We start from the raw sequence: 24843 nt of genomic DNA on the forward strand, positions 1-24843 counted from the left end.
AAAAGACCCTCTATTGTTTACAGGGGGTTTTTTTGTTAATAATGTGTAGTAAGAAAAAACTCACATAAGCCACACGTTTATGTGAGAGCGTACAACGGGGGACCTTTGCATGTTAAGAAAATTTCAAGCATGGAAGAAAAGTCAAGATTTAAATACACTGTCTTTGTCAGAACGAAAAGATCAAGTGAAACAGCACCCTGTTCCTGAGCATATTGCAATTATTATGGATGGGAACGGTCGTTGGGCGCAAAAACGAGCTCTTCCTCGCATGATGGGCCATCATGAAGGAATGAAGGTAGTGCGTCATGTGACCAGATTGGCCAATGAATTAGGTGTTAAAGTATTAACTTTATATGCATTTTCCACTGAAAATTGGAAGCGCCCCAAAACTGAAGTCGAGTTTTTAATGAAACTGCCAGAGGAATTTTTAACAACCTTTCTGCCTGAGCTAATTGAAAAAAATGTGCAAGTTCGTATTATGGGGGATAAAAGTGAGCTCCCTGCCCATACGATTCGAGCCGTGGATAACGCAATTGAAAAAACAAAGCATAACACAGGGCTGATTTTAAACTTCGCGCTCAATTATGGTAGCCGTCACGAAATCATGGGCGCTATTCAGTCATTGGTAGAAGATGTAGAACAGGGAAAAGTAGCTTCCTCTTCTATTTCAGAAAATTTATTTTCTTCCTATTTAATGAGCAAAAGCCTTCCAGATCCGGATTTGCTTATTCGTACAAGCGGTGAGCTTCGCTTAAGTAATTTTATGCTTTGGCAGCTAGCTTACACAGAGTTTTGGTTTACAGAAGTATTATGGCCAGATTTTAAAGAAAATCATTTAATCGAAGCAGTCGAGGCGTTTCAAAAGCGCGGTCGCCGCTTTGGTGGTGTATAAGAAGGTGTGGAAAACAAGATGAAACAGCGCATTATCACCGCGATTGTAGCACTTGCGGTATTTGTGCCGATTGTTTTAATTGGAGGGTTACCTTTTACCCTTATCATGTATGTAATCGGAACAGTTGGTGTAATTGAGCTTTTAAAAATGAAACATTTGAAAGCAATGTCTTTTCCAAGTATCATTAGTTTATTGCTAACCTGGGTGTTTTTACTACCAAATGGAAGAGATGTTGCATTTCAATTCTTAAGTGAACATAAGATAGAAGTAGCGCTTGCTGCTGTCCTTCTTTTATTAATGTACACGGTTGTAGTTAAAAATAAATTTACCTTCGATGACGTTGGGTTTATTTTATTAACGACAGTATATGTTGGCTTTGGCTTTCATTATTTTATCGAGGTTCGTCAAGAGTTCGGGTTAGCTTATTTGTTCTTTGCTTTTCTTATTATTTGGGCGACGGACTCCGGAGCTTATTTTATTGGACGAGCAATGGGGAAACGAAAGCTATGGCCGGAAATCAGTCCCAATAAAACAATTGAAGGTTTTGTTGGTGGCGTCGTATGCGCTATTGTAGTAGCCATTGTATTTAAGCTGTTAGCAAATATTGATCAAACTATGATTGAATTACTTGTAATTGGTATTATCGTATCGTTATTTGGACAGATGGGTGATCTTGTACAATCAGCGTTCAAACGTCACTATGGCGTAAAAGATTCAGGGAAAATTTTACCGGGTCATGGTGGGATTTTAGACCGTTTTGACAGTTTAATGTTCATCATGCCAATTTTAGCTTTTTTATTATCTCTATAAAAAAGATGTCTTTGTTTTAATAGGAGTGAATATACTTGAAGAAAATTTCCTTGTTAGGAGCTACAGGTTCAATCGGTACTCAAACCGTTGATATTGTTAGAGCGCATCCGGAGCATTTTGAGCTCTCAGCAATCTCTGTAGGTCGAAATATTAATGAAGCAAGAAAGATTATTCAGCAGTGTAAGCCAGCCCTTGTTTCTGTGATGAAGAAAGAAGATTGTCTGTCACTGCAAGCAGAATTCCCTTCTATTCGATTTGTTTATGGAGAAGAAGGGCTTGTGGAAGTGGCAACTCATCCATCCACAGAAGTTTTAGTAAATGCGGTTCTTGGAAGTGTAGGGTTGACTCCTACGCTAGAAGCAATCAAAATGAGAAAAACGATTGCTATTGCAAATAAGGAGACACTTGTTACCGCTGGTCACCTTGTCATGGAAGCAGCCAAGGAATATGGCGCTGATATTTTACCGGTAGACAGTGAGCACTCAGCTATTTTTCAAAGTTTGCAAGGGCAAGATCAAAAAGCAATAGACCGTTTAATTTTAACGGCTTCTGGAGGGAGCTTTCGAGATAAAACGAGAGCAGAACTACAGGGAGTAACGGTTGAAGATGCGTTAAATCATCCAAACTGGTCGATGGGAGCTAAAATTACAATTGATTCGGCAACGATGATGAATAAGGGACTAGAAGTGATTGAAGCACATTGGCTTTTTGATCTTCCCTATGAGAAAATTGATGTATTGTTACATAAAGAAAGCATCATTCATTCTATGGTAGAGTATTCTGATACAAGCGTTATTGCCCAGCTTGGAACGCCTGATATGCGCGTGCCAATTCAATACGCGTTAACGTATCCAAAACGCATGTCTTTACCTGACACCAAGCGTTTAAGTTTGGCGGATATTGGTCAGCTTCACTTTGCTAAAATGGATGAAGAGCGTTTTCGCTGTTTAGCTTTTGCATTTGAGGCTGGCAAAGCGGGTGGAACACTTCCGACTGTTTTAAATGCAGCTAATGAAGAAGCTGTTCAAGCCTTTTTAGATGGTCACATTACATTTTTACAAATTGAAGATGTGATTGAAAAAGCAATGAATGAACATACTGTAATACAGAAACCTTGTTTATCTACTATTAAAGAAGTAGATTTAGAAGCAAGAGAGTTTGTTAGATCCGCCATCTCTCGATAATGTGCGTGCGAGAGAAGCCACTCACTTATCTCTGGTGGGTGGAGGTTTGACTCTATTACATGAAGGGGGTAATACCCATTGAACACAGTCATTGCGTTTGTCGTCATTTTTGGAGCTCTTGTATTCTTTCATGAGCTTGGTCATTTAGTTTTTGCAAAGCGTGCAGGCATCTTATGCCGTGAGTTTGCCATTGGGTTTGGTCCCAAAATCTTTTCATTTAAACGAGATGAAACAGTTTATACCATTCGTTTGCTGCCTCTAGGTGGATTTGTTCGAATGGCTGGAGAAGACCCAGAAATGATCGAAGTTAAGCCTGGTCAAATGGTGGGCCTCATGTTTGATAAGGAAGGCAAAGTAAATAAAGTCATTATTAACAACAAGGAACAGCATCCAAATGCAAAAGTTATTGAGGTAGAGCAAGCAGACTTAGAGCATAATCTATTTATTTCAGGTTATGAAGAAGGTGAAGATGAACGTCTGCAAAAATTTGAGGTAGCAGAAGAATCTTACTTCGTTATGGACGGAGAAGAAATTCAAATTGCACCTTACAGCCGTCAGTTTGCTTCCAAAACTCTTGGTCAGCGTGCGCTAGCCATTTTCGCTGGTCCGCTAATGAACTTTATATTAGCCTTTGTTATTTTTATCGTTCTTGGGATTTCTCAAGGATATGTTGTTGACAAACCTGTGATGGGCAAATTAACATCAGATGGAGTAGCCGTTGATGCGGGACTTAAACAAGGAGATAAAGTTCAAGCAATTGATGGACAAAGTGTTTCAACGTGGGATGATGTCGTAAAAGTAATTCAAAAACATCCTGAACAGCAAATTACATTCACGGTTCAGCGCGGCAGCAAAACGCTAGATATTCCGATTACACCTGAAAGTCGCAAAGTTGGGGAACAGACAATTGGACTAATTGGCGTATATGCACCGGTTGAAAAGTCATTCATTGGTTCGATCACGCACGGAGCTACTGAAACATATACGTGGATGAAAGAAATCTTAACGGGTCTAGGGAAGCTTGTGACAGGACAGTTCAAACTGGATATGCTTTCTGGTCCTGTAGGTATTTACGCAGCAACCGATCAAGTAGCACAGTCAGGCATTTATTATCTAATGAAATGGGCAGCCGTTTTAAGTATTAACTTAGGGATTGTCAATTTGCTTCCACTTCCTGCTTTAGATGGAGGACGACTGTTGTTCTTCGCTGTAGAAGGAATTCGCGGTAAGCCAATTGATCGTCAAAAAGAAGGGATTGTTCATTTTATCGGTTTTGCTTTATTAATGCTGCTGATGCTCGTTGTAACGTGGAACGATATTCAAAAGTTCTTTTTATAAGACATACGCTCAGCGAGGGATATTCCCTCGCTGATTATATGAAAATTGCGGCATGGTCCGCCTTAAAAAAATAAGATAGAGAAGTAAGCAAAGAGGTGCGAGGTTATGAGACAAAGTTCTACATTGATTCCTACATTAAGAGAAGTGCCAGCTGATGCGGATATAAAAAGCCATCAGCTTCTATTGCGCGCAGGTTATATGCGCCAAAATGCAAGCGGCGTGTACAGCTTTTTACCGCTTGGTAAGCGCGTGTTGCAAAAAGTTGAACAAATTGTTCGTGAAGAGATGGACCGTGCAGGTTCTGTCGAATTATTGATGCCTGCTTTACAACAAGCTGAATTGTGGCAAGAGTCTGGCCGCTGGTATTCATATGGACCTGAGTTAATGCGTATGAAAGATCGTCACGGCCGTGAATTTGCTTTGGGAGCAACACACGAAGAAGTTATCACAAGCTTGCTTCGTGACGAAGTGAAGTCATACAAACGTTTACCGCTAAATTTATATCAAATTCAAACGAAGTTCCGCGATGAAAAACGTCCACGCTTTGGCTTATTACGCGGTCGTGAATTTATTATGAAAGATGCATATTCGTTTCATGCTTCTCAAGAAAGTTTAGATGAAGTATATGACAAAATGTTTGCTGCCTACAGCCGCATCTTTGAGCGCTGCGGATTAAATTTCCGTGCGGTTATCGCTGATTCAGGTGCAATGGGCGGAAAAGATACGCATGAATTTATGGTTCTTTCTGAAATCGGGGAAGATACAATTGCTTATTCAGATACATCTTCTTATGCAGCAAATGTTGAAATGGCACCGGTTGTAAATACCTATGAAAAATCAACTGAAGCTGAAAAAGAATTAACAAAGGTAGAAACACCAAATCAGCATAGCATTGAAGACGTAGCTGCTTTCTTAAATGTTGAAGCGACTTCTTGTATCAAGTCACTTTTATTTAAAGTAGATGATCGTTTTGTGCTTGTACTTGTTCGCGGGGACCACGAAGTAAACGATATTAAAGTGAAAAACTATTTTGAAGCTTCCGTTGTTGAACTGGCAACTCCAGAAGAAACAAAAGAAGTATTAAAATGCGCAGTTGGTTCAGTAGGACCGATTGGAGTAAGTGATTCAGTAGAAGTGGTAGCTGATCATGCGGTAAAAGCAATTGCTAACGGTGTATGCGGAGCAAATGAAGAAGGTTATCACTACACAAATGTGAATGAACGTAACTTTAATGCAACTTACGAAGATTTCCGCTTCATCCAAGAAGGGGATCAGTCACCGGATGGACAAGGCGTTATTAAGTTTGCTAAAGGTATTGAAGTCGGACACGTCTTTAAGCTAGGAACGCGCTACAGTGAAGCGATGGGAGCAACGTATCTAGATGAGAACGGACGCAGCCAGCCAATGATTATGGGCTGCTATGGTATCGGTGTTTCTCGTACAGTAGCTGCGATTGCAGAACAATTTAATGATGAAAACGGTCTTCTATGGCCAGAAGCTGTTACGCCTTATCATGTGCACGTTATTCCAGTTAACGTGAAAAATGATGAACAGCGTGAACTAGGTGAGAAATTATATAATGAGTTATTAGATAATCGCTTTGAAGTGCTGTTAGACGACCGCCAAGAGCGTGCAGGAGTAAAATTTGCAGATTCAGATCTAATTGGTCTTCCTGTTCGAGTAACAGTTGGTAAACGTGCATCTGAAGGAATTGTAGAAGTAAAAGTACGCAAAACCGGGGAGTCATTAGAAGTGTCAGTTGACAATCTTGTTTCAACAGTGAAAGAACTGCTAGCGAAGTAATGAAGCAGCGGGGATTTGTATCCCTGCTGTTTTTATGTTTATAAACAGAACATATGACAGAATAGAAGTCATTTATGTTAAAATAGATTGCACTCATTTATAAAAGGAGGCAGAAAACTTGGAAGCACAAACGCTAGGAAAAAAAGAGCGTTTTAAGTTGCTGCTGCAGCAGTTAGAGCTGACGAGTGATCAAATTGTTCCTTACTTTGAAAACGCAGCGATTGAAAAGCTCGTCATTCAGAAAGAACAAAAAAAATGGCATTTCCATTTTTCTTTAGAAGGGTTATTACCTTTTGAGATTTATGAGTTATTCCATGCTCGCATGTCTTCAGCTTTTTCTCATATTGCGAGTGTTTCTTTTTCTATTCAAACCGTTAATAAACAATGTACGGAAGAGCATGTACAGTCATATTGGAAGCATTGTATTGGAGAAATGCAGGGCATATCTCCGCTTTTACAGTCGCTTTTACAAGATCAAATGCCGAGATTGAACGGTGCCAAGTTGATTGTGAACGCACGACATGATGCAGAAGGAACGGCTTTACGTAAAAAGTATAGTCAGTTAATTGCTGATCAGTATGCGTCCTATGGGTTTCCGAACCTTCAGCTAATGACGGAAGTTGTACATTCAGAAGAAGCATTTCAGCAGTTTGTAGAGCAACGAAAACAAGAAGATACAGAAAAAGTATTACAAGCCATCACAGAAATGCAAAATAAAGAAAATGAAAAAAGTGATGGACCAGACCTACCAAAAGGTCCGCTTACAATTGGATATACGATTAAAGACGAGACGGTTCGCCTGGACTCCATTGTAGATGAAGAAAAGCGAATTGCCGTTGAAGGATACGTATTTGATGCAGAAACGAGAGAATTACGAAGCGGACGTACGCTTCTTATTTTTAAAGTGACAGATTATACAAACTCTATTATGGTTAAAATGTTTTCGCGTGACAAAGAAGATATTCCTTTACTTCAAGCGATTAAAAAAGGAATGTGGGTAAAGGTGCGCGGAAGTGTACAAAACGATACATTTGTCCGTGATCTAGTTATGATTGGAAATGATGTTAACGAGATTACCGGTCCCGCTAGACAGGATACAGCGCCTGAAGATGAAAAGCGTGTGGAACTTCACTTGCATACGCCAATGAGTCAAATGGATGCAGTTTCATCTGTTGGAGCTTTAGTCGGACAAGCCAAAAAATGGGGACATCCGGCTGTAGCGATAACTGATCACGCGGTTGCACAGTCGTTTCCTGAAGCGTATGGAGCCGGGAAAAAGAACGGCATTAAAATACTGTACGGAGTGGAAGTCAATTTAGTGGACGACGGCGTACCGATTGCCTATAATCCGCAGCATGTGGATTTGACAGAAGCAACTTACGTAGTATTTGACGTCGAAACAACCGGTTTGTCAGCCGTATACGATACCATTATTGAACTTGCTGCCGTGAAGATGAAAGAAGGCGAAATCATCGATCGATTTGAACGGTTTGCAAATCCTCATCATCCTCTGTCTGCAACAACAATTGAGCTGACGGGTATTACAGATGATATGGTCCAAAATGCGCCTGAAATCTCAGAAGTACTTCGGGATTTTCACGAGTGGATGGGCGACAGTATTTTAGTCGCTCATAATGCAAGCTTTGATATGGGATTTTTAAATATGGGACTGCAAAAAATCGGATTAGAAAAAGCAGCTAACGGCGTTATTGATACGCTTGAACTCGGAAGATTTTTGTATCCGCATATGAAAAACCATCGTTTAAATACTCTTGCTAAAAAGTTTGATATTGAACTTGTGCAGCATCACCGCGCGATTTACGATGCGGAAACAACCGGCTATTTGTTAAATAAAATGCTGAAAGATGCATTTGAACGCGAAATTACGATGCACGATCGCTTAAATGATTATATGGGAGAAGGGAATGCATATCAGCGGGCCCGTCCTTATCATGCGACGCTTTTAGCACAAAACGACGTAGGTTTAAAAAATCTATTCAAACTCGTTTCGATTTCTCATTTAAATTACTTTTATCGAGTTCCGCGAATTCCAAGATCTCAGCTCGACAAATATCGAGAAGGCATCTTGATTGGAACCGCATGTGACCGGGGCGAAGTATTCGAAGGCATGATGCAAAAAGGAATTGATGAAGTAGAAGGAGCAGCTGAATTTTATGATTACATCGAAGTGCAGCCTCCTGACAACTACAAGCACTTAATTGAACTAGATTTAGTGCGGGATGAGAAAGCCTTAAAAGATATTATCAGCAATATTGTGAAGCTCGGTGAAAAGATTGGAAAGCCGGTTGTAGCAACAGGAAATGTTCACTATCTCAATCCTGAAGACAAAATTTACCGAAAAATTTTAATTGGTTCACAAGGCGGGGCTAACCCGTTAAACCGTCATCAGCTGCCGGATGTTCATTTTAGATCAACGGATGAGATGCTGAATTGTTTTTCATTTTTAGACGGGGACAAAGCGAAAGAAATTGTTGTTCATAATACGCAAAAAATAGCGGATATGATTGACGATATTAAACCAATTAAAGATGATTTATATACGCCGAAAATTGAAGGTGCAGACGAAGAAATGCGTGAAATGAGCTATGCGATGGCACGCAGCATCTACGGTGAAGAGCTGCCTGAAGTAGTAGAAGCTCGCCTAGAGAAAGAGTTGAAAAGTATTATCGGCCACGGGTTTGCCGTTATTTACTTGATCTCGCATAAACTCGTTAAAAAATCGTTGAATGATGGTTACTTAGTTGGTTCACGTGGTTCCGTAGGGTCTTCATTCGTTGCGACGATGACAGAAATTACAGAAGTAAATCCACTGCCCCCGCATTATGTTTGTCCAAAATGTAAGAAATCCGAGTTTTTTAATGACGGTTCCGTTGGTTCTGGGTTTGACTTGCCGGATAAAAGCTGCGACGATTGTGGGGTACCATTTATTAAAGACGGACACGATATTCCGTTTGAAACGTTCTTAGGATTCAAAGGAGATAAAGTTCCCGATATCGATTTGAACTTCTCCGGAGAGTATCAGCCGCGAGCTCATAACTATACAAAAGTACTGTTTGGCCAAGATAATGTATACCGCGCGGGAACAATCGGTACAGTAGCTGAAAAAACAGCTTATGGCTATGTAAAAGGCTATGCCGGTGACCGTGATTTACATTTGCGAAACGCAGAAGTGGATCGTTTAGTAGCAGGATGTACGGGCGTAAAACGTACAACGGGTCAGCATCCAGGGGGGATTATCGTTGTACCGGACTATATGGATATTTTCGATTTTTCACCGATCCAGTTTCCAGCTGACGACCGTAATTCCGAATGGAGAACAACTCATTTTGACTTCCATTCGATTCATGATAATTTATTAAAACTTGATATACTCGGACACGATGATCCGACCGTGATTCGCATGCTTCAAGATTTAAGTGGAATTGATCCAAAAACAATTCCGACGGATGACCCTGAAGTGATGAAAATTTTTAGCGGAACGGAATCACTTGGCGTAACAGAAGAGCAAATTATGTGTAAAACAGGAACGCTTGGCATACCGGAGTTTGGAACGCGCTTTGTGCGTCAAATGTTAGAAGATACGAAGCCAACGACGTTTTCAGAGCTTGTTCAAATCTCAGGACTGTCACACGGGACGGACGTATGGCTTGGTAATGCGCAGGAGCTAATTCGCAATGATATTTGCAACTTAAGTGAAGTAATCGGCTGTCGTGATGACATCATGGTTTATCTGATTTATCAAGGTCTTGAACCTTCACTTGCCTTTAAAATTATGGAGTCTGTACGTAAAGGGAAAGGGCTAACACCTGAATTTGAAGAGGAAATGATCAAAAATGGTGTTCCGGACTGGTATATTGATTCTTGTAAAAAGATTAAGTATATGTTCCCTAAAGCCCATGCCGCTGCTTATGTATTGATGGCCGTGCGTATTGCTTATTTCAAAGTGCACCACGCGCTTCTTTATTACGCAGCATACTTTACGGTTCGTGCAGATGACTTTGATATTGATACGATGATCAAAGGCTCAACTGCCATTCGAGCGAAGATGGAAGAAATCAATGCCAAAGGTTTAGATGCATCCCCTAAAGAGAAAAACTTATTAACGGTGCTTGAGCTTTCTTTAGAAATGTGCGAACGAGGCTATTCGTTTAAAAAAGTAGATTTATATGAATCTAGCGCAGACGAATTTTTAATTGACGGCACGTCTTTAGTTCCACCGTTTAATGCCATTCCCGGTCTTGGCACAAATGCAGCGCTGAACATTGTAAAAGCTCGTGAAACGGGAGAGTTTTTATCGAAAGAAGACTTGCAGCAGCGAGGCAAAGTATCGAAGACGATTTTAGAGTATCTAGACAACCATGGATGCCTTGAATCATTACCTGATCAGAACCAGCTTTCTCTTTTCTAACATTTGCATAAAATAAGCGGTTATGATATAGTAATTGTGGAAATGCTAAGGATACGGACGAGAAAGAGTGGGGAAACCCGCTCTTTCTTATTGATATGAACTTACTGACATAGTAAGTAGTATGGAGAACGAATCGGCTTCTAGCATGATTCGTTTTTTCTGTAGATTTTCAATCACCATGATTGATTTATTATGTGACGTTTAAAATCCTGCAACACAAATGACAACATTTCCACTCTAGTAGGTTAGACCTCTTATAGAGTGCAAAATAAAAATAGCAAATAAACCACTCTTTTTTGATATAAGAGACATAAAAAACGCGTAACCTAAACATACCATGCAATGTCTCGAAGGGAGGATTAGAATGAGTAAAAATGTAAAACAAACAGTGGAAGAAATGGTTTCCCCTATCTTAGAGGAAATGAATTTAGAGCTTGTTGAAATTGAATACGTAAAAGAAGGAAAAGATTGGTTTTTACGTGTGTTTATCGACTCTGATACCGGCGTGGATATCGAAGACTGCGGAGCAGTAAGTGAAAAATTGAGTGAGAAAATGGATGCAGTAGATCCAATCCCTCATAACTATTTTTTAGAAGTATCATCGCCTGGTGCGGAACGCCCATTAAAAAAAGATAAAGATTTTGAACGTGCAATTGGTAAGCATGTATACATAAAAACATATGAACCAATTGAAGGTGCAAAAGAATTTGAAGGCGAATTACAATCATTTGACGGAGAAACTGTCACATTATCTATTCGTATCAAAACACGCACAAAAACGGTGGTTTTACCATATGACAAAGTCGCTTTTGCTCGATTAGCGATTGTATTTTAATGTGTAGGGGCCAATATTAAAGGGGGATTATCCAACGATGAGCAGTGAGTTATTTGATGCCTTAGTCATTCTTGAAAAAGAGAAAGGCATTAGCAAAGATGTAATTATTGAAGCAATTGAAGCAGCGCTAATTTCTGCTTACAAACGCAACTTTAACCAAGCGCAAAACGTACGCGTTGATTTAAATTTAGAAAGAGGTTCAATGCGCGTGTTTGCTCGCAAAGATGTGGTTGATGAAGTATATGATCCACGCCTGGAAATTTCGGTTGAAGAAGCACAAACAATCAACCCTAACTTCCAACTAGACGATGTGGTTGAAATCGAAGTAACGCCAAAAGACTTTGGACGCATCGCGGCCCAAACAGCAAAACAAGTTGTTACACAGCGTGTTCGTGAGGCGGAACGAGGCGTTATCTATTCAGAGTTCAGCGATCGCGAAGAAGATATTATGACAGGTATTGTTCAGCGTCAAGATTCTCGCTTCATCTATGTGAGCCTTGGCAAAATTGAAGCATTGCTTCCTCAAAGCGAGCAAATGCCAAATGAGCAGTATAAACCTCATGATCGTATTAAAGTGTATATTACGAAAGTAGAAAAAACAACAAAAGGCCCGCAAATCTATGTTTCACGTACGCACCCAGGTCTTTTAAAACGTCTTTTCGAAAAAGAAGTACCGGAAATCTATGACGGTACAGTTGAATTAAAATCAGTAGCTCGCGAAGCTGGAGACCGTTCAAAAATCTCTGTTCATTCTGAGTATGCTGAAGTAGATCCGGTCGGTTCTTGTGTTGGGCCAAAAGGTCAGCGCGTACAGGCTGTTGTAAATGAACTAAAAGGTGAAAAAATTGACATCGTTCGCTGGTCAAATGATCCAGTTGAATTTGTTGCCAACGCTTTAAGTCCATCTAAGGTAGTAGATGTGATTGTAGATGAAAATGAAAAAGCAACAACTGTTATCGTTCCTGACTATCAGCTGTCACTTGCAATTGGTAAACGTGGACAAAATGCACGTCTAGCTGCTAAGCTGACAGGCTGGAAAATTGATATTAAAAGTCAATCAGAAGCTGAACAAGAAGGCATGGTTGTAAAAAACAGCGATGATATGCTAGTAAGTCAACATGCATTTGATTCAGATGAAGATATGGAATAAGAGGTGAGCCAAGGTGAACAATCGTAAAAAAGTCCCGATGCGAAAATGTGTGGCCACTGGAGAAATGAAGCCTAAAAAAGAGCTAGTACGCGTTGTACGCTCAAAAGAAGGCGACGTTTCAGTTGATGTAACGGGTAAAAAGTCCGGGCGCGGAGCTTATGTAAGCAAGGATAATGAAGCAATTTTATTGGCAAAAAAGAAAAATGTGCTTTCGACACATTTAGGCGCGTCAATAGATGAAGCGGTTTATGAAGAGTTGCTAGCGCTTGTAGAAAAGGAGAAACAGTCACGCTAATGAATGAACAATGGATCTCCTTTTTAGGGCTTGCAAACCGTGCACGAAAATTGATTTCTGGAGAAGAACTTGTGGTTAGAGAAGTTCGGAAACAAAAAGCAAAGCTAGTACTTTTAGCAAGCGATGCGTCTGAAAACACAAAGAAAAAAGTAACGGATAAATGTTCTTACTATAACGTTTCGGTTAAAATCGTTCCCGATCGCTATACGCTAGGTCAAGCGATTGGTAAAGATGCTCGAGTTGTAGTAGCCGTGATGGACGAGGGATTTGCTAAAAAGCTAGCAACGATGCTCGGTTAATTTTATGGGGGTGAAAGTATTGAATAAAAATACAAAATCAACAGCTAACAAAGGAAACAATAAAGGTAACAAAAAGCCACAGGCACAAAAGTCACAGGCACCAAAAGGTAGACCAGCTCCAGCAGCTGCAAAAGAGTTACCGGAAAAAGTAACGTTTGTCGGAAGCTTAACGGTTTCTGAGTTAGCAAAAGAATTAGGCAAAGAGCCTTCTGAAATTATTAAAAAACTATTTATGCTTGGTGTAATGGCAACAATTAACCAAGAGTTAGATAAAGATTCTATCGAACTAATTGCCGGAGAATACGGTGTAGAAGTTGAAGAAGAAGTAGTGGTAGATGACACTGCTTTTGAATCATTAGAAATCATTGATGACGAAAAAGACCTTCAAGTGCGTCCTCCAGTTGTTACAATCATGGGTCACGTTGACCACGGTAAAACAACGCTTCTTGACTCTATCCGTAACACAAAAGTAACGGCTGCAGAAGCAGGCGGTATCACGCAGCATATCGGTGCTTATCAAGTTGTGGTTGACGAAAAGAAAATTACATTCCTTGATACACCAGGGCATGCTGCATTTACAACGATGCGTGCTCGCGGTGCGCAAGTAACGGATATTACAATCCTTGTTGTTGCAGCAGACGATGGTGTAATGCCTCAAACAATTGAAGCGATTAACCATGCAAAAGCGGCAGAAGTGCCAATTATTGTTGCGGTTAACAAAATGGATAAAGAAGCAGCAAATCCAGATCGCGTTATGCAAGAACTAATGGAGCACGGCCTTGTAGCTGAAGAGTGGGGCGGAGAAACAATCTTCTGTAAGCTTTCAGCCATTTCAGGTGAAGGGATCGATCAATTGCTTGAAATGATTTTACTTGTAAGTGAAGTAGAAGAGTTAAAAGCAAATCCTAACCGTCGTGCAGCAGGTACAGTTGTAGAAGCACAGCTAGATAAAGGCCGTGGGTCTGTAGCAACGCTTCTTGTTCAAACTGGTACACTACGCGTAGGTGATCCAATCGTAGTCGGAAATACGTTTGGCCGCGTTCGCGCAATGGTAAATGATATCGGCCGCCGTGTGAAGGAAGTAGGACCATCTACTCCGGTTGAGATTACTGGCTTAAACGAAGTTCCGTTAGCTGGAGATCGTTTCTTAGTGTTTGAAGATGAGAAAACAGCTCGTCAAATCGGAGAAGCTCGTGCTCAAAAGCAGCTTGAACAACAGCGCGGTGAAAAATCTCGCGTAAGCTTAGATGATTTATTTGAAAAAATTAAACAAGGTGAAATGAAAGACTTAAACCTTATCGTAAAAGCAGACGTACAAGGTTCTGTAGAAGCATTGGCTGCTGCTCTTCAAAAGATTGATGTAGAGGGTGTAAATGTTCGTATTATTCATACGGGTGTAGGTGCGATTACAGAATCCGATATCATTCTTGCAACTGCTTCTAACGCAATCGTTATCGGCTTTAACGTGCGTCCGGATGCTGGAGCAAAACGTACAGCTGACGTAGAAAACGTAGATATTCGTCTTCACCGCATTATTTATAAAGTAATTGAAGAAATTGAATCTGCGATGAAAGGAATGCTTGATCCTGAGTTTGCTGAAAAAATCATCGGTCAAGTGGAAGTACGTCAAACATTCAAAGTATCAAAAGTTGGTACAATCGCAGGAAGTTACGTAACAGACGGTAAAATTACACGTAACAGTGGAATTCGTTTAATTCGTGACGGAATTGTTATCTTTGAAGGTGAAGTAGATGTGCTAAAACGCTTTAAAGACGATGCAAAAGAAGTCGCTCAAGGATATGAGTGTGGTATTACAATTAAAAACTTCAATGATATTAAAGAAGGAGATATTATTGAAGCATATGTAATGGAGCAAATTGATCCTAAATGATTGGACTAGTGGAGTGTGAATGCTTAATTTACAATGCTGCTTCTCTTAAAGAAAAACGTGCCGTGCTTCAGCGCATCTTGATGCGCTTGAAGCAGCGGTTTAACGTATCAGTTTCAGAAACTGATTTTCAAGATGTGTGGCAACGAACAAAAATTAGCATTGTCGCAGTCTCATCTAGCCGTGTCACAACGGAACAAGAACTGCAAAAAGCGCTAAGCTTGATTGATTCTTTTCCAGAGATTGAACGTACCATTACAACTTTTGATTGGTTATAAAAGGGGTGACACAGATGAACATAAGAGCAACTAGAGTCGGAGAACAAATGAAAAAAGAGATGGGCGAGATTTTAAATCGTAAAATCAAGGATCCGCGCATCGGTTTTGTGACTGTAACAGATGTTCAAGTATCAGGCGATTTACAGCAAGCGAAAGTGTATATCTCTGTTTTAGGAGATGCTGAACAGCGTGAGAATACGTTAAAAGGCCTTGCGAAAGCAAAAGGATTTATCCGCTCAGAAATCGGTCAGCGCATTCGCTTACGTAAAACACCTGAAATTACGTTTGAGTTTGATGAATCAATTGATTATGGTAATCGAATTGAATCATTGCTTCATGAAATTAAAAAAGAAAGCGATGACCATCAAGAGAACGAATAAGATCGGTGAATGTAGAAACAAAAAAGGGTGTCTCAAAAGTGGTTTTTGCTTCTGAGACACCCTTTTTTAAATGAAAAGGAGATGAAGAATGAGTGGACGGTGTTTTAATTTTACATAAACCAGCTGGCCTGACTTCCCACGACTGTGTGTTTAAAGTCCGAAAGCTGCTTCGCACTAAAAAAGTAGGGCATACAGGCACATTAGACCCAGACGTTACAGGGGTATTGCCTATTTGTATCGGTAGAGCTACTAAAATTGTAGAGTATCTAACAGGAGCTACTAAAACCTATGAAGGAGAAGTTACACTCGGATTTTCTACAACAACAGAAGATTCTTCCGGAGAGGTTGTAGAAGAAAAGAAAGTAGTGGATTCTTTTTCACGTGCTCAAATCGAAGAAGTGCTGTCTTCGATGACAGGAGAACTTCAGCAAGTGCCTCCAATGTACTCTGCGGTAAAGGTCAAAGGTAAAAAGCTATATGAATATGCAAGGCAAGGAATCGAAGTAGAGCGCCCTGTTAGAACCATTCATATCTATAACTTTGAACTGCTGGATGACCGCGCTATATTTGAGGGAGAACAAATTTCCTTCAAATTCCGCGTAACGTGCAGCAAAGGTACATATGTGCGAACGCTTGCTGTGATGATTGGAGAAGCACTTGGCTATCCGTCTCATATGTCTTATTTGCAGCGAACGGGTTCAGGGCAGTTTTCACTGGAAGATTGTGTGACATTTGAAGATATTGAACGGGCGGTAGAAGAAGAAACGATCAATGAGAAACTGCATTCGATCGAAGAAGCTCTTAATCATTTGCCGAAACTTCAAATTAGTGATACATTAGCAGAGAAAGTGAAAAATGGCGCGGTATTGCCGTGCACAGAAGATGAAGAGTTAAAAAAAGAACCATTCTTTTTAATGATAAATTCAGCAGGCAAGTGCTTAGCAATTTATGCTCAGCACCCAACGAAAAAACATTTAATGAAGCCGGTTAAAGTGTTGGCAATCGACTAGACCGGTTAGGGAAAAGGTGAACTGTGTTTTGGAAACGATTGAAATTCGACATCCACACCACTTTCAACGAGAAGCTGTTCAACAATCAGTGTTAGCGCTTGGTTATTTTGATGGTGTGCATTTAGGGCATCAGCAAGTGATAAATTCAGCAAAACAGTTAGCGGATGAAAAAGGCATAGCTAGTGCTGTGATGACGTTTACTCCTCACCCTTCTGTGGTGCTTGGGCGCAATGTGCAGCACATTGATATGATCACACCACTTCAAGAAAAAAAGAAACTCATTGAGGAAATGGGAATTGACTTTTTATATATCGTTCATTTTGATAAACAGTTTGCAGCACTATTGCCTCAAGAGTTTGTTGATCAGTATATTATTGGCCTGAATGTGCAGCATGTGGTAGCTGGATTTGACTATACGTATGGAAAGTTAGGTAAAGGAACAATGGAAATACTACCATTTCATTCTCGATCAAAATTCACTCAAACAACAATTGATAAGTTAACAAATGGCGAAGAAAAAATTAGTTCAACGCTCATTCGCGAAAATTTAGCAAATGGAGACATGCATCGAGTAAAAGAGCTGCTTGGGCGCTATTATGAAGTGTCAGGTACAGTGACTCATGGAGAAAAGCGAGGCAGGCAAATAGGTTTTCCGACTGCTAACATCGCTTTAGACGATGAGTATTTACTTCCGCGCATCGGCGTGTATGCTGTTGAGCTTCAGCTCCACGGCAAGTGGTATGCAGGAGTATGCAACGTGGGCTATAAGCCGACTTTTCATGATAATTTAGAAAAGCCAACAATCGAAGTCCACTTATTATCATTTGACGAGCAAATCTACGATCAGCAAGTAACGGTGAAATGGCACCGAATGATTCGTTCAGAAAAAAAGTTCAGCGGCATCGAAGAGCTTGTCGGTCAGATCTCAAGGGACAAGGAAGAAGCCCTTGCTTATTTTGAAGGAATTCAAAAGCATAAGAAATAAAAAAATATATATAAATAGTTGCTACGACTTGCTTTTTGTTCTAATAAGTAGTAACATAACACTTGTATGTAAAACAACCATTGCTTGGCATTACGATTCACCAACGTTTTGCTCGGTAACTGGGGTTTAATAATAAGGAGGTGAATAGGATGGCTATCACACAAGAGCGTAAAAATGAAATCATTAGTGAGTACAAAACTCATGCGAACGACACTGGTTCTCCAGAAGTTCAAATCGCTGTCCTAACAGAGCAAATTAACAATCTAAACGGTCACTTACGTACTCATAAAAAGGATCACCATTCACGTCGTGGTCTTTTAAAAATGGTAGGTCGACGTCGTAACTTACTTAACTACCTACGTAACAAAGACGTTACTCGTTATCGTGAGTTAATCAACAAACTTGGTTTACGTCGATAATAAGAAGAAAGCGGGAGCATTCCCGCTTTTTTAGTATGTACATTTAAGAAACATTAAAGATGCTACATAATGTGAAAAAAGCTATTGTTTTTGGATATTTCGTTTATAATAAAACTATCACATTTGATTACATACATATTTTATATGTAGAGAGGGGTACTCGTCGATATGGAACAAGAAAAACGAGTGTTCTCCGTAGATCTAGCTGGACGAAAGCTAGAAGTTGAAGTTGGCCAGTTGGCAAAACAAGCAAATGGCGCAGCATTAATCCGCTATGGAGACACAGTTGTATTAAGTACAGCAACGGCTTCAAAAGAGCCTAAAAATGTAGATTTCTTCCCGTTAACAGTAAACTATGAAGAGCGTTTATATGCAGTCGGTAAAATCCCAGGTGGATTCATTAAGCGTGAAGGCAGACCAAGTGAAAAAGCAATCTTGGCTAGCCGTTTAATCGACCGTCCGATTCGTCCTTTATTCGCAGATGGTTTCCGAAACGAAGTTCAAGTTGTCAGCGTTGTAATGAGCGTAGATCAAAACTGTTCTTCAGAAATCGCGGCAATGTTCGGTTCTTCATTAGCATTATCAGTATCTGATATTCCATTTGAAGGTCCTATTGCAGGCGTAATCGTAGGCCGTGTAGACAATGAATTTGTTGTAAACCCAACGGTAGATGAGCTTGAAAAAAGCGATATTCATCTAACGGTTGCTGGTACAAAAGATGCGATCAACATGGTTGAAGCAGGCGCTGATGAAGTACCGGAAGAAGTAATGCTAGAAGCAATTATGTTTGGACACGAGCAAATTAAAAAGTTAATTGCGTTCCAAGAAGAAATTGTAGCAGCAGTAGGCAAAGAAAAAGTAGAAGTTGCGCTTTATACTGTGGATGCTGACCTTGAGCGTCAAGTTCGCGAAATTGCAGAAGGTGACATGAACCGTGCCGTTCAAGTTCAAGAAAAGCATGCGCGCGAAAATGCGATTAAAGAAGTAAAAAGCGCAGTAGCTGCAAAATTTGAAGAGCAAGATGTAGAAGAAGAAGTACTAAATCAAGTGAATGAAATTTTATCGAAGCTTGTTAAAAGTGAAGTGCGTCGCTTGATCACAGAAGAAAAAGTGCGTCCTGATGGCCGTAGTATTGACGAAATTCGTCCACTTTCTTCTGAAACAAACTTGCTTCCTCGTACACACGGCTCTGGATTATTTACGCGTGGACAAACTCAAGCGCTTAGCATCTGTACATTAGGTGCACTTGGCGATGTGCAAATTTTAGATGGTTTAAGTGTAGAAGAATCTAAACGCTTCATGCATCACTATAACTTCCCTTCATTTAGTGTTGGTGAAACTAGACCGATGCGCGGACCGGGTCGTCGTGAAATTGGACATGGTGCGCTAGGTGAACGTGCACTTGAGCCTGTTATTCCAAATGAAAAAGATTTCCCTTATACAATTCGTCTTGTATCTGAAGTATTAGAGTCAAACGGTTCTACTTCACAAGCGAGTATTTGTGCAAGTACGCTTGCAATGATGGATGCTGGGGTTCCCATTAAAGCACCTGTAGCAGGGATTGCCATGGGTCTGATCAAATCAGGTGAACACTACTCGATTCTAACGGACATTCAAGGAATGGAAGATCACCTAGGAGATATGGACTTTAAAGTAGCAGGTACGGAAAATGGAGTAACTGCGCTTCAAATGGATATTAAAATTGACGGGTTATCTCGTGAAATTTTAGACGAAGCCCTTCAACAAGCAAAAAAAGGCCGTATGCAGATCTTAAATCATATGATGTCAACGATTGCTACGCCTCGTCAAGAGCTTTCTCAATATGCGCCTAAGATCCTTACAATGGCTATTAACCCTGATAAAATTCGTGATGTTATTGGACCAAGCGGCAAGCAAATCAATAAAATCATCGAAGAAACAGGCGTTAAAATTGATATCGAACAAGATGGTACAATCTTCATTTCTTCTATTGATCAGCCAATGAATGAAAAAGCGAAGAAAATTATTGAAGATCTTGTACGCGAAGTTGAAGTCGGCCAAATGTACTTAGGAAAAGTAAAACGAATTGAAAAATTCGGTGCATTTGTAGAAATCTTCAGCGGAAAAGATGGGCTTGTTCACATTTCAGAGCTTGCAGAAGAGCGTATTGGAAAAGTGGAAGACGTTGTATCAATTGGCGACGAGATTCTAGTTAAGGTTATGGAAATTGATAAACAAGGCCGCGTTAACTTATCTCGTAAAGCAATTTTAAAAGAACAAAAAGAAAAAGAAGAAAAAGCAAAAGAAACAAAATAATCTTCTTTTACTACTATATAGATATTGTGAAATCGTCCATACATGAAGAAAATCCATGTGTAGGGCGATTTTATCGTTTGTAGATGTTTGTTCTACCTTGTCCCCTTTATACATATTTTAAATGGTAAAGGGGGAAGGATAAGTGAAGAGAACCATTGTGCAATTTACAGCATTTCTATTTTTACTGGCAATTACATATAAATCTATTTATAATCCTTTTGCTGAAGCATATATAGAAGCACTTAAATCCGATGTACAACTTGTATCAGCTCAGCATGATGCGTTATATCAAAAGATTGAAGAAAAAGCAAAAGATTATGAAAAGCCGGCAGCGAATGCACGAATCGATCCCGTTTGGAAACGGGTTCCTGGCTATAACGGCATAAAAGTTGATCTTGCTGCTTCTTATAAAAATATGAAACCTGCGGGTAAATTTGATGAAAAAAAACTAGTGTACAAACAGGTTAGACCAAAGGTTCACTTGAAGGATTTACCACAGGAACCTATCTACCGTGGACACGATGAAAAGCCTATGGTATCGTTTACAGTGAACGTAGCATGGGGGAACGAGTATTTGCCTAAAATGTTAGAAGTGCTAAAAAAGCACCATGCTAAAGCAACTTTCTTTTTAGAAGGAAAATGGGTTAAAAATAATCCAGATATGGCAAAAATGATTGTAGACGCAGGGCATGAAGTAGGAAACCACTCTTATTCTCATCCTGATATGGCTACTTTATCGGCTAGTCAAATCAATCAGCAGCTTAAAAAAACGAATGATATTATTACGTCTACTACGGGACAAAAAGTAAAATGGTTTGCTCCGCCGAGCGGCAGTTTTCGCCCCGAAGTAGTAACGCTTGCTTCTCAGTTAAAAATGAGTACCATCATGTGGACGGTTGATACAATCGATTGGCAAAAGCCAAGTTCAGAAGTGTTAATTAATCGAGTAATGAAAAAGATTCACCCAGGGGCTATTGTACTGATGCACCCGACTGAATCAACGGCTGAATCGCTTGACCAATTGTTAACCGATATTGAACGCAAAGGCCTCAAAGTTAGCGATGTGTCAACAATGCTAGATGAAGAACGAATGATGAAAATACCTTCTTCTACTAAGAAGTAAGTGAGATAAGCAAAAGGGAGGCACTAGCTTGATAAAACGATATACGTGCAAAAATGGTGTAAGAATTGTATTGGAAAATATCCCAACTGTTCGATCTGTGGCCATTGGGGTGTGGATCGGAACGGGTTCTCGAAGTGAACACCCTGAAATTAATGGTGTATCACATTTTCTTGAACATATGTTTTTTAAAGGAACAAAAACAAGATCTGCTCGTGAAATTGCAGAAAGCTTCGACCGCATTGGCGGACAAGTAAATGCATTCACTTCTAAAGAATACACGTGTTACTATGCAAAAGTATTAGATGAACATGCAGATCAAGCGCTCGATGTGCTGGCGGATATGTTCTTTAATTCTTCATTTGATGAAGAGGAATTAGCTCGTGAAAAAAATGTTGTATATGAAGAAATTAAAATGTATGAAGATACACCTGATGATATTGTACACGATTTATTAGGAAAAGCCGTATATGGCAATCATCCATTAGGCTATCCAATTTTAGGAACGGAAGATACGTTAAAAACATTTAACGGTGATTCGCTTCGTCAGTATATGGAGCAAATGTATATTCCCGAAAACATCGTTATTTCAGTAGCTGGAAACATTGATGAAAGTTTTATTCAGCAGGTGGAAAACTATTTTGGTACATATACGTCAAGTCACTCCGCTCATCAATATGTTCAGCCAGAGTTCCATACAAATCATATTGCGCGCAAAAAGGAGACTGAACAAGCTCACCTTTGCCTTGGCTTTAAAGGTTTGCCAATCGGCGGAGAAGATGTATATAGCTTAATTGTATTAAATAACGTGCTTGGTGGAAGTATGAGCAGTCGTTTGTTCCAAGAAGTTCGCGAACAGCGCGGCTTGGCTTACTCTGTTTTCTCTTATCATTCTTCTTATCGAGACAGCGGTCTTGTCACGATTTATGGGGGAACGGGAAGCCATCAGCTCGACGTATTATATGATACGGTTCAAGAAACGCTTTATGATTTGAAAGACAAAGGGATTACGGATAAAGAACTTGCTAACAGCAAAGAGCAGCTGAAAGGAAACTTAATGCTGAGCCTTGAAAGTACAAATAGCCGTATGAGCAGAAACGGAAAAAATGAGTTAATGCTAGGCTATCACCGTTCATTAGATGAGATTTTAGATCTTGTTAATGCCGTGACTAAAGATAGTGTAAATGGTCTTGCGCGAGATATTTTCAAAGATGAATTTGCTCTTTCGCTAATAAGCCCGAGTGGAGATTTACCTAAAGGTTTTAAAGGAAATTAAACAGTAAAAGTAAGGTTGGCTAAAATAATTGAGCCAGCCTTATTTTTTTGTCATTTTTTGTACGGTTGTTCAATAAATTAGATGAAAGGAGGGATTCTATGAGATTAAGCGAACTGAGTGGAAAAGAAATTGTAGATGTTAAGCGAGCAGAGCGTTTGGGTATTTTAGGGCAAACGGATCTTGAAATTAATGAGCATACGGGACAAATTAATGCGCTTATTATTCCATCTGTGAAGTGGTTTGGGCTTCGAAAGCAAGGAGATGAAGTGCGAGTGCCGTGGGGGAATATCGAAAAAATTGGTACAGATATGGTGATTGTAAATGTCCAGCAGCTAGAAGACATAAACAATCAGTCAACAAAATAAGAAACGAGATGCTTCCTGCATCTCGTTTCTTTTATTTTCAGGGATAAAGATTCACCGATTCCTGTGTGTTTACATAGTATGTTGAAGAAAAGCAATAGGCATTCTAGGGCGTAATGATAGCACTTTACATCTCGATGGTTTAAGCGAAAGATACATCTATTTAATGTTAAAGAAGGTGAAAATGAAACATGTTAACGGATTTGCACATAGCTGTAATTGGCGGTGATGCTAGGCAGCTTGAAGTCATTCGAAAATTAATTCAATTAGATGCAAAAACCTCTCTTATTGGTTTTGATCAGCTAGATCATGGTTTTACAGGTGCGACGAAATATCAGATAGAGGAGCTGGATTTTTCAGATGTTGACGCCATCATCCTTCCAGTGCCTGGAACAAATCACGAAGGGCAAGTAGATACTATTTTTTCAAATGAAAAAGTAGTGCTGACTGAAGAAATACTTAAAAAAACGCCTGAGCACTGCATTATTTATTCTGGTATTAGCAATGGGTATTTAAACGAATTAGTCAAAACGACAAACCGTAAACTCGTTCAGCTATTTGAGCGTGATGATGTAGCAATTTATAACTCTATTCCTACTGTTGAAGGTACCATCATGCTTGTTATTCAACATACGGATTTTACCATTCACGGTTCAAATATTTCTGTTCTAGGTTTAGGAAGAGTAGGAATGAGCGTGGCGAGGTCCTTTGCTGCACTCGGTGCCAATGTAAAAGTAGGAGCTAGAAAATCTGAACATTTAGCACGTATTGCTGAAATGGGTTTGCAACCTTTCTATCTTTCTGAACTCGATAAAGAAATTGCTGATAGTGATATATGTATTAACACCATTCCATACCCCATCTTAACGGCTAAGACATTATCTAATGTCCCGACCCATGCGCTCATTATTGATTTAGCTTCAAAGCCTGGAGGAACCGATTTCCGCTATGCGGAAAAACGAGGAATTAAAGCTATTTTAGCACCTGGTCTTCCAGGAATTGTGGCTCCAAAAACAGCAGGTCAGATTGTCGCTAATGTATTAGTGAATTTATTAAAAGACGCTGCGGATGCGAGAGAGGAGAAAAAATAATGTCATTAAAAGGTAAAAGAATAGGATTCGGCTTGACGGGATCTCACTGTACGTATGATGCGGTTATGCCGGAAATTGAAAAGCTTGTTAATTTGGGAGCAGAAGTGTTACCGGTCGTTTCTTACACTGTACAATCCACAAATACTCGTTTTGGAGATGGAGAAGACTGGGTGAAAAAAATTGAGGAATTAACGGGTCACGCCGTCATCAATACAATTGTAAAAGCAGAGCCTCTAGGACCGAAAATTCCGCTTGATTGTATGGTGATTGCCCCAATCACTGGGAATACGATGAGTAAGTTTGCAAATGCAATGACTGAATCTCCGGTACTCATGGCAGCTAAAGCAACGCTTCGTAATAATAAGCCGGTGGTACTGGGAATTTCGACTAATGACGCACTAGGGCTAAATGGTGTAAACTTAATGAGGCTAATGGCGACTAAAAATATTTATTTTATTCCATTTGGTCAAGATGACCCGGTGTTTAAGCCGAATTCAATGGTAGCGCGTATGACGATGTTATCAGACACGGTGTACGCAGCGCTTGAAGATAAACAGATTCAGCCTGTTATTGTCGAAAGGTTCCGCGACGGTCAAGAGTCATAGGACATATATGCCTCTTGCTGTTGCATGAATCTATTCAATACTGCGGCTGTAAGAGAACTCTCAATTTCAAAGAAGAGAAGATTTTAAAAATCTTCTCTT

At 39.9% G+C, this 24843-nt stretch carries 21 protein-coding genes and 1 pseudogene; all 22 read left to right on the plus strand.

Annotated features, from left to right (window positions below; all coding sequences use genetic code 11):
- Positions 1 to 109: 109 nt before the first annotated feature.
- The 22 genes and pseudogenes from AC0KUU_RS03710 (at position 110) to AC0KUU_RS03815 (ending at position 24744) form a co-directional block, all read left to right on the plus strand.
- Positions 110 to 892 carry an isoprenyl transferase gene (locus tag AC0KUU_RS03710; RefSeq protein WP_028410833.1) on the plus strand — a complete coding sequence of 261 codons (783 nt, stop codon included), beginning with the start codon at positions 110 to 112 and terminating at the stop codon, positions 890 to 892.
- A gap of 18 nt (positions 893 to 910) precedes the next feature.
- On the plus strand, positions 911 to 1702 hold the full coding sequence (locus AC0KUU_RS03715) for a phosphatidate cytidylyltransferase (RefSeq protein ID WP_014458463.1): 792 nt from the start codon (positions 911 to 913) through the stop codon (positions 1700 to 1702).
- A gap of 35 nt (positions 1703 to 1737) precedes the next feature.
- Positions 1738 to 2886 carry a 1-deoxy-D-xylulose-5-phosphate reductoisomerase gene (gene dxr / locus AC0KUU_RS03720; RefSeq protein ID WP_162214901.1) on the plus strand — a complete coding sequence of 383 codons (1149 nt, stop codon included), beginning with the start codon at positions 1738 to 1740 and terminating at the stop codon, positions 2884 to 2886.
- A gap of 78 nt (positions 2887 to 2964) precedes the next feature.
- The gene (gene rseP / locus AC0KUU_RS03725) at positions 2965 to 4224 is read left to right on the plus strand and encodes an RIP metalloprotease RseP (RefSeq protein ID WP_043976513.1); all 1260 of its coding nucleotides are present in this window, start codon (positions 2965 to 2967) and stop codon (positions 4222 to 4224) included.
- 105 nt (positions 4225 to 4329) lie between these two features.
- Entirely contained in the window at positions 4330 to 6027 is a 1698-nt protein-coding gene (locus AC0KUU_RS03730) for a proline--tRNA ligase (protein ID WP_043976515.1), read from the plus strand.
- A 118-nt stretch (positions 6028 to 6145) separates the two neighbouring features.
- Complete coding sequence (locus AC0KUU_RS03735) at positions 6146 to 10456, plus strand: PolC-type DNA polymerase III (RefSeq protein ID WP_028410838.1); 4311 nt, start codon at positions 6146 to 6148, stop codon at positions 10454 to 10456.
- Positions 10457 to 10820: 364 nt separating this feature from the next.
- Positions 10821 to 11291, plus strand: coding sequence for a ribosome maturation factor RimP (gene rimP / locus AC0KUU_RS03740; RefSeq protein WP_013084764.1), 471 nt, complete (start codon positions 10821 to 10823; stop codon positions 11289 to 11291).
- 37 nt (positions 11292 to 11328) lie between these two features.
- Complete coding sequence (gene nusA, locus AC0KUU_RS03745) at positions 11329 to 12441, plus strand: transcription termination factor NusA (protein WP_013058839.1); 1113 nt, start codon at positions 11329 to 11331, stop codon at positions 12439 to 12441.
- 13 nt (positions 12442 to 12454) lie between these two features.
- Positions 12455 to 12736, plus strand: coding sequence for an RNase P modulator RnpM (gene rnpM, locus AC0KUU_RS03750; protein ID WP_322552397.1), 282 nt, complete (start codon positions 12455 to 12457; stop codon positions 12734 to 12736).
- Positions 12736 to 13035 (plus strand): YlxQ family RNA-binding protein, encoded by a 300-nt coding sequence (locus AC0KUU_RS03755; protein WP_013058837.1) that lies wholly within the window; start codon positions 12736 to 12738, stop codon positions 13033 to 13035. The genes rnpM and AC0KUU_RS03755 overlap by 1 nt, the downstream gene beginning before the upstream one ends.
- A gap of 22 nt (positions 13036 to 13057) precedes the next feature.
- A pseudogene (infB, locus tag AC0KUU_RS03760) lies at positions 13058 to 14926 on the plus strand (translation initiation factor IF-2); the annotation flags it as partial.
- Positions 14923 to 15201 carry a DUF503 domain-containing protein gene (locus AC0KUU_RS03765; protein WP_016765375.1) on the plus strand — a complete coding sequence of 93 codons (279 nt, stop codon included), beginning with the start codon at positions 14923 to 14925 and terminating at the stop codon, positions 15199 to 15201. The pseudogene infB and the gene AC0KUU_RS03765, both read left to right, overlap by 4 nt.
- Before the next feature lie 14 nt (positions 15202 to 15215).
- Positions 15216 to 15581, plus strand: coding sequence for a 30S ribosome-binding factor RbfA (gene rbfA, locus AC0KUU_RS03770; RefSeq protein ID WP_013058834.1), 366 nt, complete (start codon positions 15216 to 15218; stop codon positions 15579 to 15581).
- A gap of 92 nt (positions 15582 to 15673) precedes the next feature.
- Positions 15674 to 16591 (plus strand): tRNA pseudouridine(55) synthase TruB, encoded by a 918-nt coding sequence (gene truB, locus AC0KUU_RS03775; protein WP_043976518.1) that lies wholly within the window; start codon positions 15674 to 15676, stop codon positions 16589 to 16591.
- Positions 16592 to 16619: 28 nt separating this feature from the next.
- A complete protein-coding gene (ribF, locus tag AC0KUU_RS03780) occupies positions 16620 to 17576 on the plus strand; it encodes a bifunctional riboflavin kinase/FAD synthetase (RefSeq protein WP_237074171.1) in 957 nt (318 codons plus the stop codon).
- A gap of 149 nt (positions 17577 to 17725) precedes the next feature.
- Positions 17726 to 17995, plus strand: a complete 270-nt coding sequence (gene rpsO, locus AC0KUU_RS03785; protein ID WP_013058831.1) for a 30S ribosomal protein S15 — start codon at positions 17726 to 17728, stop codon at positions 17993 to 17995.
- 168 nt (positions 17996 to 18163) lie between these two features.
- Entirely contained in the window at positions 18164 to 20290 is a 2127-nt protein-coding gene (pnp, locus tag AC0KUU_RS03790; RefSeq protein WP_013084762.1) for a polyribonucleotide nucleotidyltransferase, read from the plus strand.
- Between the two features lie 142 nt (positions 20291 to 20432).
- Entirely contained in the window at positions 20433 to 21413 is a 981-nt protein-coding gene (locus AC0KUU_RS03795; RefSeq protein WP_016765374.1) for a polysaccharide deacetylase family protein, read from the plus strand.
- A gap of 28 nt (positions 21414 to 21441) precedes the next feature.
- Positions 21442 to 22686 (plus strand): M16 family metallopeptidase, encoded by a 1245-nt coding sequence (locus tag AC0KUU_RS03800; RefSeq protein ID WP_028411394.1) that lies wholly within the window; start codon positions 21442 to 21444, stop codon positions 22684 to 22686.
- A 98-nt stretch (positions 22687 to 22784) separates the two neighbouring features.
- The gene (locus AC0KUU_RS03805) at positions 22785 to 23051 is read left to right on the plus strand and encodes a YlmC/YmxH family sporulation protein (protein ID WP_043976526.1); all 267 of its coding nucleotides are present in this window, start codon (positions 22785 to 22787) and stop codon (positions 23049 to 23051) included.
- Between the two features lie 188 nt (positions 23052 to 23239).
- Positions 23240 to 24139 carry a dipicolinic acid synthetase subunit A gene (dpaA, locus tag AC0KUU_RS03810; protein WP_013058826.1) on the plus strand — a complete coding sequence of 300 codons (900 nt, stop codon included), beginning with the start codon at positions 23240 to 23242 and terminating at the stop codon, positions 24137 to 24139.
- Entirely contained in the window at positions 24139 to 24744 is a 606-nt protein-coding gene (locus AC0KUU_RS03815; RefSeq protein ID WP_322552396.1) for a dipicolinate synthase subunit B, read from the plus strand. Before dpaA ends, AC0KUU_RS03815 begins: the two co-directional genes overlap by 1 nt.
- The last annotated feature ends 99 nt before the right edge of the window (positions 24745 to 24843 follow it).

It is taken from the genome of Priestia sp. ST2, from assembly GCF_055810735.1.

Excerpts from the sequence above, each read along its gene's own strand:
- AC0KUU_RS03710 (WP_028410833.1), top strand. The coding sequence starts at position 110 with ATGTTAAGAAAATTTCAAGCATGGAAGAAAAGTCAAGATTTAAATACA.
- AC0KUU_RS03715 (WP_014458463.1), top strand. The coding sequence starts at position 911 with ATGAAACAGCGCATTATCACCGCGATTGTAGCACTTGCGGTATTTGTG.
- AC0KUU_RS03730 (WP_043976515.1), top strand. The coding sequence starts at position 4,330 with ATGAGACAAAGTTCTACATTGATTCCTACATTAAGAGAAGTGCCAGCT.
- rimP (WP_013084764.1), top strand. The coding sequence starts at position 10,821 with ATGAGTAAAAATGTAAAACAAACAGTGGAAGAAATGGTTTCCCCTATC.
- nusA (WP_013058839.1), top strand. The coding sequence starts at position 11,329 with ATGAGCAGTGAGTTATTTGATGCCTTAGTCATTCTTGAAAAAGAGAAA.
- AC0KUU_RS03755 (WP_013058837.1), top strand. The coding sequence starts at position 12,736 with ATGAATGAACAATGGATCTCCTTTTTAGGGCTTGCAAACCGTGCACGA.
- AC0KUU_RS03765 (WP_016765375.1), top strand. The coding sequence starts at position 14,923 with ATGATTGGACTAGTGGAGTGTGAATGCTTAATTTACAATGCTGCTTCT.
- rbfA (WP_013058834.1), top strand. The coding sequence starts at position 15,216 with ATGAACATAAGAGCAACTAGAGTCGGAGAACAAATGAAAAAAGAGATG.
- rpsO (WP_013058831.1), top strand. The coding sequence starts at position 17,726 with ATGGCTATCACACAAGAGCGTAAAAATGAAATCATTAGTGAGTACAAA.
- pnp (WP_013084762.1), top strand. The coding sequence starts at position 18,164 with ATGGAACAAGAAAAACGAGTGTTCTCCGTAGATCTAGCTGGACGAAAG.
- AC0KUU_RS03805 (WP_043976526.1), top strand. The coding sequence starts at position 22,785 with ATGAGATTAAGCGAACTGAGTGGAAAAGAAATTGTAGATGTTAAGCGA.
- dpaA (WP_013058826.1), top strand. The coding sequence starts at position 23,240 with ATGTTAACGGATTTGCACATAGCTGTAATTGGCGGTGATGCTAGGCAG.
- AC0KUU_RS03815 (WP_322552396.1), top strand. The coding sequence starts at position 24,139 with ATGTCATTAAAAGGTAAAAGAATAGGATTCGGCTTGACGGGATCTCAC.